This is a genomic window from Angustibacter aerolatus (assembly GCF_054776675.1).
Genome location: NZ_BAAHBM010000002.1, coordinates 87052 through 103969, shown reverse-complemented (window position 1 = coordinate 103969; position 16918 = coordinate 87052). Strand labels below are relative to the sequence as shown.

At 73.0% G+C, this 16918-nt stretch carries 13 protein-coding genes; 5 read left to right on the top strand and 8 right to left on the bottom strand.

Annotated features, from left to right (window positions below; all coding sequences use genetic code 11):
* Positions 1–2: 2 nt before the first annotated feature.
* The 6 genes from ACYVI6_RS01180 to ACYVI6_RS01155 are packed head-to-tail and all read right to left on the bottom strand — an operon-like array spanning position 3 to position 7139.
* Positions 3–1394 (bottom strand): NAD(P)/FAD-dependent oxidoreductase, encoded by a 1392-nt coding sequence (locus tag ACYVI6_RS01180; RefSeq protein ID WP_460444612.1) that lies wholly within the window; start codon positions 1392–1394, stop codon positions 3–5.
* A 7-nt stretch (positions 1395–1401) separates the two neighbouring features.
* Complete coding sequence (locus ACYVI6_RS01175) at positions 1402–2217, bottom strand: ABC transporter permease (protein ID WP_460444611.1); 816 nt, start codon at positions 2215–2217, stop codon at positions 1402–1404.
* Positions 2214–3140: an ABC transporter permease gene (locus tag ACYVI6_RS01170; RefSeq protein ID WP_460444610.1), complete on the bottom strand. Its 927-nt coding sequence runs from the start codon at positions 3138–3140 to the stop codon at positions 2214–2216. The genes ACYVI6_RS01175 and ACYVI6_RS01170 overlap by 4 nt, the downstream gene beginning before the upstream one ends.
* Positions 3137–4408, bottom strand: a complete 1272-nt coding sequence (locus tag ACYVI6_RS01165; protein ID WP_460444609.1) for an ABC transporter ATP-binding protein — start codon at positions 4406–4408, stop codon at positions 3137–3139. Before ACYVI6_RS01165 ends, ACYVI6_RS01170 begins: the two co-directional genes overlap by 4 nt.
* Positions 4408–5631, bottom strand: a complete 1224-nt coding sequence (locus tag ACYVI6_RS01160; RefSeq protein ID WP_460444608.1) for an ABC transporter substrate-binding protein — start codon at positions 5629–5631, stop codon at positions 4408–4410. The genes ACYVI6_RS01165 and ACYVI6_RS01160 overlap by 1 nt, the downstream gene beginning before the upstream one ends.
* Entirely contained in the window at positions 5628–7139 is a 1512-nt protein-coding gene (locus tag ACYVI6_RS01155; protein ID WP_460444634.1) for an aminobutyraldehyde dehydrogenase, read from the bottom strand. Before ACYVI6_RS01155 ends, ACYVI6_RS01160 begins: the two co-directional genes overlap by 4 nt.
* 263 nt (positions 7140–7402) lie before the next feature.
* Here ACYVI6_RS01155 and ACYVI6_RS01150 point away from each other — a divergent pair, with 263 nt between their 5' ends.
* On the top strand, positions 7403–9028 hold the full coding sequence (locus tag ACYVI6_RS01150) for a PucR family transcriptional regulator (RefSeq protein WP_460444607.1): 1626 nt from the start codon (positions 7403–7405) through the stop codon (positions 9026–9028).
* 113 nt (positions 9029–9141) lie between these two features.
* Here ACYVI6_RS01150 and ACYVI6_RS01145 read toward each other — a convergent pair whose 3' ends face one another.
* On the bottom strand, positions 9142–10587 hold the full coding sequence (locus ACYVI6_RS01145; protein WP_460444606.1) for a gamma-aminobutyraldehyde dehydrogenase: 1446 nt from the start codon (positions 10585–10587) through the stop codon (positions 9142–9144).
* 158 nt (positions 10588–10745) lie between these two features.
* On the opposite strand from ACYVI6_RS01145, the gene ACYVI6_RS01140 reads away from it, so the two are divergent.
* The 3 genes from ACYVI6_RS01140 to ACYVI6_RS01130 all read left to right on the top strand — a co-directional run bounded on the left by ACYVI6_RS01140 (position 10746) and on the right by ACYVI6_RS01130 (position 13994).
* Positions 10746–11216 (top strand): Lrp/AsnC family transcriptional regulator, encoded by a 471-nt coding sequence (locus tag ACYVI6_RS01140; RefSeq protein ID WP_460444605.1) that lies wholly within the window; start codon positions 10746–10748, stop codon positions 11214–11216.
* Between the two features lie 92 nt (positions 11217–11308).
* Positions 11309–12634 (top strand): aspartate aminotransferase family protein, encoded by a 1326-nt coding sequence (locus tag ACYVI6_RS01135; protein ID WP_460444633.1) that lies wholly within the window; start codon positions 11309–11311, stop codon positions 12632–12634.
* Between the two features lie 4 nt (positions 12635–12638).
* Positions 12639–13994 carry an NAD(P)/FAD-dependent oxidoreductase gene (locus tag ACYVI6_RS01130; RefSeq protein ID WP_460444604.1) on the top strand — a complete coding sequence of 452 codons (1356 nt, stop codon included), beginning with the start codon at positions 12639–12641 and terminating at the stop codon, positions 13992–13994.
* A 96-nt stretch (positions 13995–14090) separates the two neighbouring features.
* Here the strand turns inward: ACYVI6_RS01130 and ACYVI6_RS01125 are convergent, their stop codons facing one another.
* Positions 14091–14543: a MarR family winged helix-turn-helix transcriptional regulator gene (locus ACYVI6_RS01125; protein ID WP_460444603.1), complete on the bottom strand. Its 453-nt coding sequence runs from the start codon at positions 14541–14543 to the stop codon at positions 14091–14093.
* 151 nt (positions 14544–14694) lie between these two features.
* Between ACYVI6_RS01125 and yicI the strand changes: the two genes are divergently transcribed.
* Positions 14695–16914: an alpha-xylosidase gene (yicI, locus tag ACYVI6_RS01120; RefSeq protein ID WP_460444602.1), complete on the top strand. Its 2220-nt coding sequence runs from the start codon at positions 14695–14697 to the stop codon at positions 16912–16914.
* The last annotated feature ends 4 nt before the right edge of the window (positions 16915–16918 follow it).

The window sequence follows — 16918 nt, the reverse complement described above, 5'->3', positions numbered from 1 at the left end:
GATCAGCTGTCGAAGCCCAGGCCCGCCTTGTCGAGCGCCTTCAACCAGACGCCCCGCCGGCCCTGACGCCGGTCGGCGCGGGCGATGGCGCGGCGGGTCAGCTCGATGCCGGCCCAGCGGAACGGCTCGGGCGGGAACGGGATCGGCTTGCTGCGCACCATCTCCAGCGACGTCCGCTCGTTCTCGCGGCCGGCCAGCAGGTCGAGGCAGACCTGGGCGCCGAAGCGCGTGGCCCCCACCCCGAGCCCGGTGTAGCCGTTGACCGCCGCCACCCGCCCGCCGTGCGACGTCGCCCAGAACGCGCTGAACCGCGAGCAGGTGTCGATGGCGCCGCCCCAGGCGTGGGTGATGCGGACGCCGTCGAGCTGCGGGAACGTCTGCAGCAGGTGGTCGGCGAGCACCCGCTCGGTGCGGGCGTTGCGGGCTCGTCGTCCGCTCATGTCGTTGCCGAAGTAGTAGAGCGCGTCGTACCCGCCCCACAGCAGGCGGTCGTCGGCGGTGCGCCGGTAGTAGTGGAACTGGTTGCCGGCGTCGCCGATGCCGTAGCCGCGCGGCCACGACAGCGCGTCGAGGACGTCGGCGCCGAGCGGCTCGGTCACCAGCACGTGGTCCCACACCGGCACGACGTACTGGCGCAGCCGCCGCACCGGCGACGGGAACACGTTCGTGCCGAGCACCACCCGGCGGGCACGCACCGTGCCGGACGTCGTCCGCACCGCCACGACGTCGCCGAGGTCGAGCAGGCCGGTGACGCGGGTCTGCTCGTGCAGCCGGCCCCCCAGCCGCTCGACCGCGTCGGCCAGACCCCACGCCAGCCGGGCCGGGTCGAGGGTCGCGACGCCGTCCGGGTCGTAGAGGCCACCGAGGTACGTCGGGGAGTCGGCGAGGGCGCGGGTCTGCGCGGCGTCGAGCAGCCGGTGCCGCAGGCCGAGCGACGTCGCGACCTCGTGGTCCTCGCGCAGCCCGTCGAGCTGCCACGGCTCGACCGCGACGTCGAGCTCGCCGGCCCGGTCGAACGCGCAGTCGATCCCGTACCGGCGCACGGCGTCCTCGATGGCGTCCAGGTTCTCCTGGCCCAGCCGGGTCAGCAGCGGCATCTCGTCCGGCCACCGCTCGACGCCGTTCGCCAGCCCGTGCGTCAGGCTCGCGGCGCAGAAGCCGCCGTTGCGACCGGTGGCCGCCCAGCCGATGCGGTGCCCCTCGAGCAGCACGACGTCGGCGCCGGGCTGCTCCTCCAGCGCCAGCAGCGCGGCCCACAGCCCGGTGAAGCCGCCGCCGATCACCAGCAGGTCGACGTCGACGTCGCCCACCAGCGCCGGGCGCGGGGCCGGCCGGTCGGGGGTGTCGAGCCAGTACGGCGTCGAGCTCGCACCCTCGACGTGGATGCCGCTCACGGCAGGCTCATCTCGCTCGGCGCCGGCTCCCGATGACCTGGCCGGCGACGACGAGCAGCACGGCGAGGAGGAACATCGAGAAGCCGATCACGTTGGCCTGCGCGGGGATGCCGCGCAGGTACGACACGTAGACGAACTTCGGGAACGTCGTCGTGTCACCCGACACGAAGTTCGTGATGATGAAGTCGTCGAACGACAGCGAGAACGACAGCAGGGCCGCCGCCACGATGCCGGGAGCCACCAGGGGCAGGGTCACCCGGGTGAACGTCGTCCGCTCGCTGGCGTAGAGGTCCATCGCGGCCTCCTCCAGCCTCGGGTCGAGGCTCTGCACGCGCGCCTTCACCGTCACCACGACGAAGCTGAGGCAGAACATGATGTGCGCGATGACGATCGTCCAGAAGCCGAGCTTCAGGCCGACCCGCGCGAACCCCTGCACGAAGAGCGTCAGCAGGCTGGCGCCCATGACGACCTCGGGCGTGGCCATCGGCAGGAAGATCAGGATGTTCGTGGTCGAGCGGCCGCGGAACCGGTGACGCACCAGGGCGAACGCGATGAGCGTGCCGAGCACGGTGGCGACGACGGTGGCGATGAGGCCGATCTTCAGGCTGTTCGCCAGCGCGCCGCACACACCCGGTGCGCCGCAGGGGTTCTCCCAGTAGCGCAGGGTCGGGCTGCCCTCGGGGTTCCAGCTGATGTTCGACCGCTTGTAGTTGTTGAACGAGAACACGAACGTGTAGGCCACCGGCACGAACAGGTAGACCAGCACCAGCACGGCGACGATCGCGACGACGCGCCGCCCGAACCACGCGCGCGCGGCGGTCACACCAGCTCCTCGGTGCCGGCCCTGCGGATGTACAGGAACACCAGCAGCAGGATGAGCGCCATCAGGGTGAACGACAGCGCGGCCGCCACCGGGAACCCGTTCAGCACCCGGAAGAACTGGCTGTCGATGACGTTGCCGACCATCTTGGTGCCGCGGTCGGAGCCGAGCAGCTCGGCGTTCACGTAGTCGCCGGCCGCCGGGATGAACGTCAGCAGGGTGCCGGCCACCACGCCGGGCAGGCTGAGCGGGAACGTCACCTTGCGGAACGTGGTGAAGCCGCTGGCGTACAGGTCGCCGCCGGCCTCGATCATCCGCGGGTCGACCCGCTCGAGGCTGGCGTAGATCGGCAGCGTCATGAACGGCACGAAGTTGTAGGTGATGCCGGCGACGACCGCCATCCACGTCTCGGTGATGTGCCCGCTGGGCACCAGGTGCAGGAACTTCAGCGAGTGCGCCACCCAGCCGTCGTCCGCGAGGATCTGCCGCCAGGCGATGGTGCGCAGGATGAACGAGGTGAAGAACGGCGCCACGATGCAGATGAGCATCACCCCGCGCCACCGGCCGGCCTTGAACGCGATCGTGTAGGCCAGCGGGTAGGCCAGGCAGAACGCGAAGAACGTGGCGAGCGCCGCGTAGAGCAGCGACCGGCCGAAGTGCGGGGCGAACTGCGTGATGGCGTCGACGTAGTTGCCGAAGTTCAGGTCGCGGTAGTAGAAGCCCGGGAAGCCGGGGTACTGCGACTGCAGCGACACCGTGAACAGCTGCACCAGCGGTGCGACGAAGAAGATCGTCAGCCAGGCCAGCCCTGGCAGCAGCAGCAGGTACGGCAGCCAGCGGTTGCGCTGCTCCTGCGGGGGCGGCGGGGTGACCTTGTCGCCGACGCCGGGCGCGTGCCCGGTGGTGCCGGCGGCGACGGCGGTCACGCGCGGGTCCCGGTCGTGTCGACCGGCTCGCCGTGCCGCTCGGCGTCGGCCGTGGCGTCGCGCGCCACCTCGGCCGGCGTCACGGGTGCGGCCACCGCACCGGCGTCACCGCTGCCGCTGCCGGGCACCAGGTCGGGGTCGACGCCGGCGTGCAGGTCCTCGTCGCCGCGCAGCCCGAAGGTGTGCTGGGGGTCCCAGCACAGGCGCACCTCGTCGCCGCGGCGGGCCAGCGCCCCGAGCCCGGTGTTCTGCGAGAACACCGTGAGCAGGCCGACGCCGGGCACCCGCACCAGGTACTGCGTGCTGACGCCGAAGAAGGAGGCGTCGACGACCGTGCCGGGGCCGACGACGTTCGCACCGGACGGCGGCTCGTCGCCGGCCGCGAGCAGCGACACCTTCTCGGGCCGGACGCCGACCACGACCTCGCCCTCGCCGACCGGGCTGCGGCCGGCCGGCACGTGCACCCGGCCGCCCGCGACGTCGACGCCCAGCACGTCGCCCGAGCGCTCGACCACGGTGCCGCGCACCAGGTTCGACTGGCCGAGGAAGTTCGCGACGAAGGCGGTGGCGGGCTGCTCGTACAGCTCGGCGGGCGGGCCCATCTGCTCGATGCGCCCGTGGTTCATGACGGCCACGGTGTCGGCCATCGTCATGGCCTCCTCCTGGTCGTGCGTGACGTGGATGAACGTCAGGCCGACCTCCACCTGGATCTGCTTCAGCTCGACCTGCATCTGCCGGCGCAGCTTGAGGTCGAGCGCGCCGAGCGGCTCGTCGAGCAGCAGCACCTCGGGCCGGTTCACCACCGCGCGGGCCAGGGCCACGCGCTGCTGCTGGCCGCCGGACAGCTGCGCCGGCTTGCGGCGGGCGACGTGGGCCAGCTGCACCAGCTCGAGGGCCTGCGTCGCGCGGGCCGCGGCGTCCGGCTCCTTGCGGCGGCGCAGCCCGAACGCGACGTTCTCGTGCACGTCGAGGTGCGGGAACAGCGCGTAGCTCTGGAAGACGGTGTTGACCGGCCGCTGGTAGGGCCGGGTGCCGGTCAGGTCGGTGCCACCGATGCCGACCCGGCCGGACGTCGGCTGCTCGAGCCCCGCGACCATGCGCAGCGTCGTGGTCTTGCCGCAGCCCGACGGGCCGAGCAGCGCGAAGAACGACCCGCGCGGCACCTGCAGCGACAGGTCGTCGACCGCGGTGAAGTCACCGAAGGTCTTGGTGACGTGCTCGAGCGTCAGGTCGCCGGTGGCGCCTCGCACCTCGGATGCCCTGGCCATCAGTTCCCGATCACCTTCGACCACTCCTCGCTGTACCGGGCATCGCGCTCGGAGTCGAGCGCCTTGAACACCGACACGTTCTTCAGGAAGTCCGCGTCCGGGAAGATGAACGGGCTCTTGGCGAGCTCGGCGTCGATCTTCTCCATCTCGGCCTGCGCGCCCTCGACCGGGCAGACGTAGTTGACGTACGCCGCCACCTCGGCCGCGACCTCCGGCTCGTAGTAGTAGTCCATGACCCGCTCGGCGTTGCGCCGGTGCCGCGAGGTGATGGGGATCATCATGTTGTCGGACCACAACATGCCGCCCGAGTCGGGGATGACGAACTCCCAGTTCGGGTTCTCGGTCTCGGCGCGCAGCACGAACAGGTCGCCGCTCCAGACGATGCCGGCGATCGCGTTGCCGCTCTGCAGGTCCTGCAGGTAGCTGTTCCCCTTGATGCGGCGGATGTTGCCGTCGCGCACGCGCTTGTCGACCTCGTCGATCGCCGACGTGAACTGCGCGTCGGTGAAGTCGCCGCCGGGGTCGGCGCCCTGCTGCTTCATGATCAGGCCGAGGGTGTCGCGGAACTCGCTGAGCACCGTGATCTTGCCCTTGAGGTCGGGCGCCCACAGGTCGTCGAGCGACTTCAGCTCGCGGCCGACCTTCGACTTGTCGTACCCGATGCCGGCGAAGCCGCTCTGCCAGGTCAGCGAGTGCTCGCGGCCGGGGTCGAAGCCGACGTCCTTGAGGGTCGGCAGCAGGTTGCCCGCGTGCGGCATCTGGATGAGCTCGAGCGGCTGGCACAGCCCCTGCTGGATGACCCGGTTCGCCATCCAGTCGGTGAAGACGAAGATGTCGCGCTGGATGTCCTGCCCGTTGCGCAGCTGCGGCGCGATCTTGCTGAAGTAGCTGTCGTTGTCGTCGACGTCCTCGGAGTAGTCGACGCGGATGCCCGTCTCCTTGGTGAAGGCCTCGAGCGTCGGGTACTTCTTGGTGTCGTCGTCGTAGTCGAGGTAGGCCGTCCAGTTCGCCCACTTCACGATCTTCTCGGTCTCCGAGAGGTCCTGCGGCAGCTTCACCTGCACCGCCCCGCCCACCGGCGGGGTGGGCGGCGCGCAGGCGGCGAGGGCCGCGGCTGCGCCGGCTCCCCCGAGCCCGGCGAGGAACGCACGACGGCTGGTGGCGCCGCGGCCCAGCGCCGCGAGCTGGCGCACCAGCGGGTCCTGCGGTGGGCGTCGGGTCACGCGGGCTCCTCGGACGAGTCGACGGGGGTGGTGGTGCGGTCGGTGAACACCGTGCGGTGCCAGGGCTTGCGGGCGGTGCCGGTGAGGTCGGTCATCACGTGCTTGACGCTCGTGTACTCCTCCAGCGAGTAGGCGCTCATGTCCTTGCCGAAGCCGGACGCCTTGACGCCGCCGTGCGGCATCTCGCTGATGATCGGGATGTGGTCGTTGACCCAGACGCACCCGGCCTGGATCTCGCGGGTGGCACGGCCGGCGCGGACGACGTCGCGCGTCCAGGCCGAGGCGGCGAGGCCGTACTCGGTGTCGTTCGCCAGCTCGATCGCGGTGTCGTCGTCGTCGAACGGCACCACGCACAGCACCGGCCCGAACACCTCGTCGCGCCAGATCGACGCGGTGCGGTCGATGCCCGCGACCAGGGTGGGCTCGTAGTAGGCGCCGGCCGCCAGCGCACCACCGGGAGCCGCACCGCCGCAGACCACCTTCGCGCCCTCGGCGCGGGCCCGCTCGACGTGCGCCGCCACCCGCCCCTGGTGCACCCGGCTGATCAACGGACCCTGGTCGGTGTCGTCGTCGAGCGGGTCGCCCAGCCGGACGGCGCGCATCAGGTCGGCGACGCCGGCCACGAAGTCGTCGTGCAGCGAGCGGTGCACGATCGCCCGGGTCGCCGCCGTGCAGTCCTGGCCGGTGTTGATGAGCGCACCCGCCACGGCCCCGTGCACGGCCGCCTCCAGGTCGGCGTCGTCGAACACCACGAACGGCGCCTTGCCGCCGAGCTCGAGGTGCACCCGCTTCGCGCTGCCCGCAGCGAGCGACATGACCCGCCGCCCCACCGCCGAGCTGCCGGTGAACGACACCATCGCGACGCCGGGGTGCGCGACCAGGTGCTCGCCGACGTCCGGCCCGGCGCCGGTGACGACGTTCAGCACGCCCGCCGGCAGCCCGGCCCGGGCACCGGCCTCGGCCATCAGCAGCGCGGTCAGCGGCGTCAGCTCGCTGGGCTTCAGCACGATGGCGTCGCCGGCCGCCACCGCGGGCAGCACCTTCCAGGCAGCCATCTGCAGCGGGTAGTTCCAGGGCGCGATCGACCCGACGACGCCCAGCGGCTCGCGGCGCACCACCGAGGTGTGGTCGGCGCTGTACTCCCCCGCAGCCCGGCCCTCCAGCAGCCGCGCGGCACCGGCGAAGAAGGCGGTGTTGTCGATGGTGCCCGGCACGTCGAACTCGCGCGAGAGCCGGATCGGCTTGCCGGTCTGCGAGGTCTCGGCGCGGGCCAGCTCGTCGGCGACCGCCTCCAGCTCGACCGCCCAGCGGTGCATCACCGTGCTGCGCTCGGCCGGCGGCGCCGCGCCCCACTCGCGCTGCGCCCGGGTGGCCGCCTCGACCGCGGCGTCGACGTCGGCCGGCCCGGCCAGCCCACCGACCGCCACCGCGCGACCGCTGGCAGGGTCGACGACCTCGTGCCGAGGGGCGGCGTCGCCGGCGAGCGGGGCCCGGCGCGCGCCGTCCACCCACTGCAGCTCGGCGTCCACGGCGAGGTACCTCCGGGGGTCGGGGGGGATCGGTGCGGCCGATAGTGGCACGGGCTCGGACCATTGGGAAGGCGCTTCAACGGTTCGAGTGCCGATCGCGCGATCCAGCAACGAAATCGTGACCTGCAGCGCGGATCAGCGGTGCAGCACGGTTGACGGAGCGCGATTCGACGGTCACCCTCGGCACCAGCAGGATGACAACCGCGTCGTGCCGAGGGCCGACACGCTGTGAGGGGGCCGGGGTGCTGCCGACCGTGCGCGAGGTGCTCGAGCTGCCGGTGCTGGCCGCCGGCGACCCGCACGTGCTGAGCGGCGCCGACCGGCTCGACCACGAGGTGCGCTGGGCGCACGTGGCCGAGATCGCCGAGATCGGCGGGCTGCTGCGCGGCGACGAGCTGGTGCTGACCACCGGCGTCGCGCTGCCACGCTCCGACGCCGGCCTGGAGGCCTTCGTCACGACGCTCGCCGAGGTGCCGGTGGCCGGGCTCGTCGTCGAGCTGGGGCACGCGTTCACCGGACGGCTCCCGGGCGCCATGGTGCGCGCGGCGGCGGCGGCCGGGCTGCCGCTGGTCGAGCTGCGGCGCGGCGTCCCGTTCGTCGAGGTGACCGAGGCGGTGCACGGCCGGGTGATCGACGCCCAGCTGGCGACGCTGCGGCAGGCCCAGGCGATGCACGAGACGTTCACCGAGCTCGCGGTCGAGGGCGCCGAGGCCGCCGAGGTGGTGCGCCAGGCCGCGCGGATGGCGGGCGCGCCGGTGGTGCTCGAGACCCTGGCGCACCAGGTGGTCGAGCACGACGCGGCCGGGCAGGACGACGCCCGCCTGCTGGCCCGCTGGCAGCAGCGCTCGCGCGCCGTGCGGGTCGAGGGGCGGGCCGGCACCGACCCGGCGAGCGGCTGGGTGGTGGCCGGCGTCTCGGCGCGCGGCGAGGACTGGGGCCGGCTGGTGATGGTGCGACCGCCCGGGCAGGCCGGCAGCAACCAGGACGTCGTGCTGCTGGAGCGCGCCGCCACCACCCTGGCGCTGCACCGGCTGATCGCCCGCGACCGCGAGGGGCTCGAGCGGCAGACCCACCGCACGCTGCTCACCGCGCTGCTCGACCACGCCCACCCCGACGCCGAGATCGCGCTGCGGGCCCGCGCCCTCGGCGTCCCGCTCGACGGCCGGCGGCTGGTCGGCGCCGTCGTCCGCTGGCCCGACGCGACCGGCGCCGCGACCCTCGCCACCCAGGCCCGGCTGCCCGACCTCGCCGACGCGCTGGCCCAGCCGACCCGCGAGGCGAGGCTGCCCGCCCTGGTCGGCGCGCTCGACGACAGCACCGTCGGGGTGCTCGCCGCGCTCGACCGGCGTGACGCCGAGGTCGCGGTGCTCGACCGGCTCGGCCGGGCCGTGGAGAAGGTGGTGCGGGCCCGGCTGCCGCGGCTCGAGCCCGACCGGCTGGTGACCGCTGCCGGCTCGGTGGTGGCGGGCCTGCGCGACGCCCGCCGCTCGGTCGTCGAGGCGCAGCAGGTCGCCGACGCCGCCGAGCACCTGCCGCACCAGGGACGCTTCGTGCGGATGCACGACGTCGGGGTGCGCGGCCTGCTCTCGCTGCTGCGCGGCGACGCCCGGCTCGAGACCTTCGTCGAGCGCGAGCTCGGCCCGCTGCTCGCGCAGACCGACCGCCGCTCGGCCGGGCTGCTCGCCGCGCTGCGCGCCTACCTCGAGGCCGGCCGCAACAAGTCGGCTGCCGCCGCGGCGATGCACCTGTCGCGCCCGGCGTTCTACGACCGGATGACGCACCTGCAGGACCTGCTCGGCGTCGACCTCGACGACGTCGAGACCAGCCTCGCGCTGCACCTGGCCCTGCTCGCCCACGACACCCGCTGACCCCTATTGCGCGCGTCAGCCCGGTTTGCGCACGTCAGCCCGCTCCCGAGGGTGCCGGGAGCGGGCTGAGCCGCGGAAAGCGGGCTGACGCGCGGAAAGGGGGGGTGCGGGGTTCAGCTGTCGAGGTTGGCCATCACGTGCTTGATGCGCGTGTAGTCCTCGAAGCCGTACATCGACAGGTCCTTGCCGTAGCCGCTGTGCTTGAAGCCGCCGTGCGGCATCTCGGCGACGAGCGGGATGTGCGTGTTGATCCAGACGCAGCCGAAGTCGAGGGCGTTGCTGACCCGCAGGGCGCGTCCGAGGTCCTTCGTCCACACCGACGACGCCAGGCCGTACTGCACGCCGTTGGCCCAGGCGATCGCCTGGTCCTCGTCGGTGAAGCGCTGCACGGTGATGACCGGGCCGAAGATCTCTGACTGCACGGCCTCGTCGTCCTGGCGCAGGTTCGACACGACGGTGGGCGACCAGTAGTAGCCGTCGCCGAGGTCGGCGCGCCGCGCGCCCCCGGCGTCGAGCGAGGCGTGGTCGGGCAGCCGGTCGAGGAAGCCCTGCACGTGCGCGAGCTGGTTGGCGTTGTTCACCGGGCCGAGCAGCGCGTCGTCGTCGTCGGGCAGGCCGACCTTCGCGCCCTTCGCCTGCTCGGCGAGCGCCGCGACGAAGTCGTCGTGGACGCCGGGCGCGGCGAGCACGCGGGTGGCCGCGGTGCAGTCCTGGCCGGCGTTGAAGTACCCGGCGACCGCGATCGCCTCGGCCGCGGCCTCGACGTCGGCGTCGTCGAACACCACGACGGGCGCCTTGCCCCCGAGCTCGAGGTGCACGCGCTTGACGTCCTTCGAGGCGGCCTCGGCGACGGCCATGCCGGCCCGCACCGAGCCGGTGATCGACACCATCGCGGGGGTCTTGTGCTCGACGAGCGCGGCGCCGGTCGAGCGGTCGCCGGTGACGACGTTCAGCACGCCCGGCGGCAGGAACTCGGCGGCGATCTCGGCGAGCAGCAGCGTGGTCTCGGGCGTGGTGTCGCTGGGCTTCAGCACCACGGTGTTGCCGGCGGCGATGGCCGGCGCGAACTTCCAGACCGCCATCATCATCGGGTAGTTCCACGGCGTCACCTGACCGATGACACCGATCGGCTCGCGGCGGATCCACGACTGGTGGCCGGCCAGGTACTCGGCGCTGGCCCGGCCCTCGAGCACGCGGGCGGCGCCGGCGAAGAACCGGATCTGGTCGACCATCGGCGGCACCTCCTCCGACGCGGTGAGCGCGTACGGCTTGCCGGTGGTGCGCGCCTCGAGGTGCACGAGCTCGTCGGCCCGCGCCTCGATCGCGTCGGCGATCTTCAGCAGCGCCTGCTGCCGCTCGCTCGGCGTCGTGCGCCCCCACGACCTGAACGCCTCGGACGCCGCGCCGAAGGCCCGGTCGAGGTCGCCGGCGCTCGACACCGGCGCCTGCGCCACGACGGCGCCGGTCGAGGGGTCGACGAGGTCGGTGGCGCCGTCACCGGTGGCGTCGACGTACTCGCCTCCGACGAAGTTGCGCAGGGTGGTGGGCGACTCGCTCAACGGGTGCTCCTCAAGGTGGTCGACGACCCGGCGACTGTACCCGCTGGCTCGCCGGTATCGACAGCGGAGCGTGGTAGCAGACCACGAATCCGCGCTGCAGACGGCGTTCGGCGACGGATTCGCTTGCCAAAGCGGCATCGGCCGGTGAGGATGGACCGGTGACCACGCGCGACCGCTCGTCCTACGTGCTCGACGACCTGTCGAAGCGGATCATCGAGCAGCTGCAGGAGGACGGTCGCCGTCCGTACGCCCAGATCGGCAAGGCCGTCGGCCTGTCGGAGGCCGCCGTGCGCCAGCGCGTGCAGCGGCTGCTCGACGCCGGCGTCATGCAGATCGTGGCGGTGACCGACCCGCTCCAGGTGGGGTTCAGCCGCCAGGCGATGATCGGCATCCGCTGCGAGGGCGACCTCACCGCGGTGGCCGACGAGCTGTCCGACATGGCCGAGGTCGACTACGTCGTCATCACCGCCGGCAGCTTCGACCTGCTCGCCGAGGCCGTCTGCGAGGACGACGACGCGCTGCTCGACCTGATCAGCACCCGCATCCGCACCATCAAGGGCGTGACGTCGACCGAGACGTTCGTCTACCTCAAGCTGCGCAAGCAGCTCTACAACTGGGGAACCCGATGACCACCACGCCGCAGGAGACTCCTGCCGCACCGCAGGGCACCACCACGCCGAGGGGCACCGCGCGCACCGACGCCGCGCGCGACCACCTCTGGATGCACTTCACCCGCCACTCGACGTACGAGGAGGGCGGGCAGGTGCCCGTCATCGTGCGCGGCGAGGGCCACCGCATCTGGGACGCCGCGGGCAAGGAGTACATCGACGGCCTGGCGGGCCTGTTCACCGTGCAGGTCGGCCACGGCCGCACCGAGCTCGCCGAGGCGGCCGCGAAGCAGGCCAAGGACCTGGCGTTCTTCCCGCTGTGGTCCTACGCGCACCCGGCGGCGATCGACCTCGCCGAGCGGCTGGCCCACGAGGCGCCCGGCGACCTCAACCGCGTCTTCTTCACGACCGGCGGCGGCGAGGCCGTCGAGACCGCGTGGAAGCTCGCCAAGCAGTACTTCAAGATGACCGGCAAGCCCACCAAGCACAAGGTGATCAGCCGCGCGGTGGCCTACCACGGCACCCCGCAGGGGGCGCTGTCGATCACCGGCATCCCCGAGGCCAAGATGCCGTTCGAGCCGCTGGTGCCCGGCGCGCACAAGGTGCCGAACACCAACCTCTACCGCGCGCCCGAGGCGCTGCGCGAGGACCCGAAGGCGTTCGGCCGCTGGGCCGCCGACCGCATCGCCGAGGCGATCGAGTTCGAGGGCGCCGACTCGGTGGCCGCGGTGTTCCTCGAGCCGGTGCAGAACTCCGGCGGCTGCTTCCCGCCGCCGCCCGGGTACTTCGAGCGGGTGCGCGAGATCTGCGACGAGTACGACGTCCTGCTGGTCGCCGACGAGACCATCTGCGCGTTCGGCCGCATCGGCGAGATCTTCGCCTGCAAGGACTTCGGCTTCGTGCCCGACATGATCACCTGCGCCAAGGGCATGACGTCGGGCTACTCCCCCATCGGCGCGATGATCGCCAGCGACCGGTTGTTCGAGCCGTTCAAGAGCGGCCACGCGTCGTTCGCCCACGGGTACACGTTCGGCGGTCACCCGGTGTCGGCCGCCGTCGCGATGGCGAACCTGGACGTCTTCGAGCGCGAGGGCCTGGTGCAGCACGTGCACGAGAACGCCCCCCGGTTCCGCGCGACGCTCGAGAAGCTGCTCGACCTGCCCATCGTCGGCGACGTCCGCGGCGAGGGGTACTTCTACGGGATCGAGCTGGTGAAGGACAAGCAGACCCGCGAGACCTTCGACGACGACGAGGCCGAGCGGCTGCTGCGCGGCTTCCTGTCGAAGGCGCTGTTCGACGCCGGCCTGTACTGCCGCGCCGACGACCGCGGCGACCCGGTGGTGCAGCTCGCGCCGCCGCTGATCATCGGCCAGACCGAGTTCGACGACATCGAGCAGCGGCTGCGCGGTGTGCTGAGCGAGGCCTGGACCAGGCTGTGACGGCGTGAGCTCGCTCTGGCACGACACCGTGCCGGAGCGGCCCCGGCGCGCACCGCTGCCCGGCGACACCGTCGCCGACGTGTGCGTCGTCGGGGCCGGCTTCACCGGCCTCTGGACGGCGTACCACCTGCTCGAGCGCGACCCGTCGCTCGACGTCGTGGTGGTGGAGGCCGAGCACGCCGGCTTCGGCGCGAGCGGTCGCAACGGGGGCTGGTGCTCGGCGCTGCTGCCGCAGAGCGCCGACGCGATCGCCCGCACCCACGGCGTCGACGCCGCGCTGGCCATGCGCCGGGCGATGGTCGACTCGGTGCACGAGATCGGCCGGGTCACCGCCGCCGAGGGGATCGAGTGCGACTACGCGCTCGGCGGCACCGTCGTGGTGGCGCGCACCCCCGCCCAGCTCGAGCGGGCGCGCGCCGACGTCCGGCACGACCAGGGCTGGCAGGGCGTCGACGAGGTGCGGCTGCTGGACGCCGCGGCGACCCGCGAGCGGGTCGGCGTGCCCGACGCGCTCGGCAGCTCGTTCACCCCGCACTGCGCCCGCGTGCACCCGGCGAAGCTGGCACAGGGCCTGGCCGACGTCGTCGTGGCCCGCGGCGCGCGCCTGCACGAGGGCACGCGGGTGCGGAGCATCGAGCCGCGCGTCGTGCGCACCGACCACGGCACGGTGCGGGCGCGGCACGTCGTGCGGGCCACCGAGGCGTGGACGTCGCAGCTGCCCGGCAGCCGGCGCGAGGTGGTGCCGGTCTACTCGCTGGTGGTGGCGACCGAGCCGCTGCCGGCACACGTGCTCGACGAGGTGGGGCTGGCGCAGGGCGAGACGTTCAGCGAGCACCGCAACGTCATCGTCTACGGCCAGCGCACCGCCGACGGCCGCATCGTGTTCGGCGGCCGCGGCGCGCCGTACCACTGGCGCTCGGCCATCGAGCCGCGCTTCGACGAGGAGCCGCGGGTGTTCGCGGCCATCGAGCGGTACCTGCACCAGATGCTGCCGGCGACCGCGCCGTACGCGATCACCCACCGCTGGGGCGGCCCGCTCGGCATCGCCCGCGACTGGCACGCCGCGGTGCGCCACGACCCGGCGACCGGGCTGGCCAGCGCCGGCGGGTACGTCGGTGACGGGGTGACCACGACGAACCTCGCCGGCCGCACCCTCGCCGACCTGCTCACCGGAGCCGACACCGAGCTCACCCGACTGCCCTGGGTCGGGCACCGCTCACCGCGCTGGGAACCCGAGCCGGCGCGCTGGCTCGGGGTCAACGCGGGCCTCCAGGTGGCTCGCGCGGCCGACGCCGTCGAGCAGCGCACCGGCCGGGTCACGCCGCTCTCGCGGGTGCTGGCCCGGCTGACCGGGCACTGAGCGCCGGCGGCGCCACCCCGAGGGCCCAGGACGTCGAACGGCACCCGGCCCGCTGGTGCGGGTCGGGTGCCGTGGTGTCGAGCGGGTGGGCGGGCCTCAGGCCTCGGCGGCGTCGCGGCTGCGGGCGAAGGCCTCGAGGCCCTCGAGCAGCGCGCTGACCTGAGTCGGCTCCATGCCGACGAGGGTCTTGCGCAGTCGCTTGCGACGGGCGGTGCGCACGTCGTTCAGCACCCCGCGGCCGGCGGCGGTCAGCCGGATCTCGATCTCGCGGCGGCTGGTCGGGTGGGTGGCCCGCTCGACCAGGTCGCCGGCCTCGAGGCGGTCGACGAGCCGGCTGGCCGACGGCAGCGACGCCTGCGTCCACCGGGCGAGGGCACTCAGGTTGAGCGCACCCCGACGCGACAGCACGCTGAGCGCTCGCAGCTGGGCCCATGACACGTTGGGTCCCTCGTCGAGCGCGGACAGGTGCTCTTCGAGCAGCACCCGGGACAGTTCCTCGATCTCGCGGACGCGCAGATCCTTGTCGGTGGAGCGAGTCTTGGTTGGCACCACGTAACCGTATCAAGTCGTACGGGTAACGTGTGCCTTTCCAGCCGACGGGAGTGTCGGTCCACCCTGGCGGGTGAACGACGACCGGCGCCACGCGACCTGCGGTCGTCGCCTCCGCCGCGGCCCGGCTTCCCGGCAGCACACTGTCGTCGTGAGGTTCACCGACGGGTACTGGCGCACGAGGCAGGGGTTCCGGGTGCTGCACCCGGCCGAGGTCGAGCAGGTCGAGGTGCGCGGGCGCGAGCTCGTCGTGCACTCCCCCACGGCGCCGCTCCGCGGGCGCGGCGACACGCTGAACCTGCCGGTGGTGACGCACACGATCGGCTCGCCGGCCCCGGGCGTGATCAGCGTCCGCATCGAGCACCACGCGGGCGGCGTGCCGCCGCGGCCGGTCTTCGAGCTGGCCCGCGGCGACGAGCACCCCGTGCAGGTCGTGGTCGAGGACGACGTCGCCTGGCTGCGCACCGAGGACCTCACGGTGCGCGTGCACCGCTCCGGGCCGTGGCGGCTCGAGGTGCTGCGCGGCGAGCGGGTGCTCACGTCGTCCGACCGCCGTTCGGTGGGGCTGGTGACCGAGACCGCCACCGGCCGGCACCTCGTGCACGAGCAGCTCGCGATCGGCGTCGGGGAGACGCTGCACGGCCTGGGCGAGCGCTTCGGCCCCACGGTGCGCAACGGTCAGTCGGTCGACGTCTGGAACGCCGACGGCGGCACCAGCAGCGAGCAGGCGTACAAGAACGTGCCGTTCCTGCTGAGCAGCAGCGGGTACGGCGTGCTGGTCGACGACCCCGGGCCGGTGTCGTTCGAGGTCGGGTCGGAGGCCGTCTCGCGCACGCAGTTCAGCGTCGAGGGGCAGTCGCTGACCTACCTGCTGCTCGACGGGCCGACGCCGAAGGACGTGCTGCGCCGCTGCACCGCCCTGGCCGGGCGCCCCGCGCGGGTGCCGGCGTGGTCGCTGGGCCTGTGGCTCTCGACGTCGTTCACCACCTCCTACGACGAGGAGACGGTGACCTCGTTCGTCGACGGCATGGCCGAGCGCGGCATCCCGCTGAGCGTCTTCCACTTCGACTGCTTCTGGATGCGGCAGTTCCACTGGTGCGACTTCGTCTGGGACCCGGCGACCTTCCCCGACCCGCGCGGCATGCTGCAGCGCCTGCACGACAAGGGTCTGCGGGTCTGCGTGTGGATCAACCCCTACATCGCACAACGTTCGCACCTGTTCACGGAGGGGCGCGACCGCGGGTACCTGCTGCGCCGCGCCGACGGCTCCGTGTGGCAGACCGACGACTGGCAGGCCGGGACGGCGCTGGTCGACTTCACCAACCCGGACGCCGTCGCGTGGTGGACGGGTGAGCTGGCCGAGCTGCTCGAGCTGGGCGTCGACTGCTTCAAGACCGACTTCGGCGAGCGCGTGCCCACCGACGTGGTGTGGCACGACGGCTCCGACCCGCAGCGCATGCACAACTGGTACGCGCAGCTCTACAACCGCGCGGTGTTCGACCTGCTCGAGCGCGAGCGCGGAGCGGGCGAGGCGGTGGTGTTCGCGCGGTCGGCGACGGTGGGCGGGCAGCGGATGCCGGCGCACTGGGGCGGCGACTGCGAGTCGTCGTTCGCGGGCATGGCCGAGACCCTGCGCGGCGGCCTCTCGGCGGCGGCCAGCGGGTTCGCCTTCTGGAGCCACGACGTCGGGGGCTTCGAGGGCACCCCCGACCCGGCCGTGTTCAAGCGCTGGGTGCCGTTCGGGCTGCTGTCGTCGCACTCGCGGCTGCACGGCTCGGGCTCGGTGCGCGTGCCGTGGGCGTTCGACGAGGAGGCCGTCGACGTGCTGCGGTCGTTCACCCGGCTGAAGCTCGAGTTGTCGCCCTACCTGCTGGCCGCCGCGGACGAGGCGCACCGCGAGGGGGTGCCGGTGCTGCGGCCGATGCTGCTCGAGCTGCCCGACGACCCGACGTCCGCGCTGCTCGACCGGCAGTACCTGCTCGGCCCCGACCTGTTGGTGGCCCCGGTGATGTCGGCCGACGGCGACGTCACCTACTACGTGCCCGAGGGCACCTGGACGCACCTGCTCACCGGCGCCGAGGTCACCGGCCCGCGCTGGGTCACCGAGCGGTACGCCTTCGACGCGCTGCCGCTGCTGGTGCGCCCCGGCGCGGTGCTGCCGCTCGCCGTCGGCGCGCTGTCGCCCGAGCTCGACCCCGACCTGGAGATCGAGCTGACCGTCTTCTCGCCGCAGCTCGACCGCACCCAGGTCGTGCGGGTGCCCGACGGGCACGGCGTCACCGCGCTGGAGGTCGAGGTGACCGTCGCCGGCGGGCAGGTGTCGGCGCGCCGGCTGTCGGGCACGGTGCCCTACCGGGTCGAGCTGCCCTAGCCCG

Bases quoted from the DNA above. Each gene is read 5' to 3' on its own strand.
- ACYVI6_RS01135 (WP_460444633.1), top strand. From the start codon at position 11,309: ATGCACTTCACCCGCCACTCGACGTACGAGGAGGGCGGGCAGGTGCCC.
- ACYVI6_RS01165 (WP_460444609.1), bottom strand. From the start codon at position 4,408: ATGGCCAGGGCATCCGAGGTGCGAGGCGCCACCGGCGACCTGACGCTC.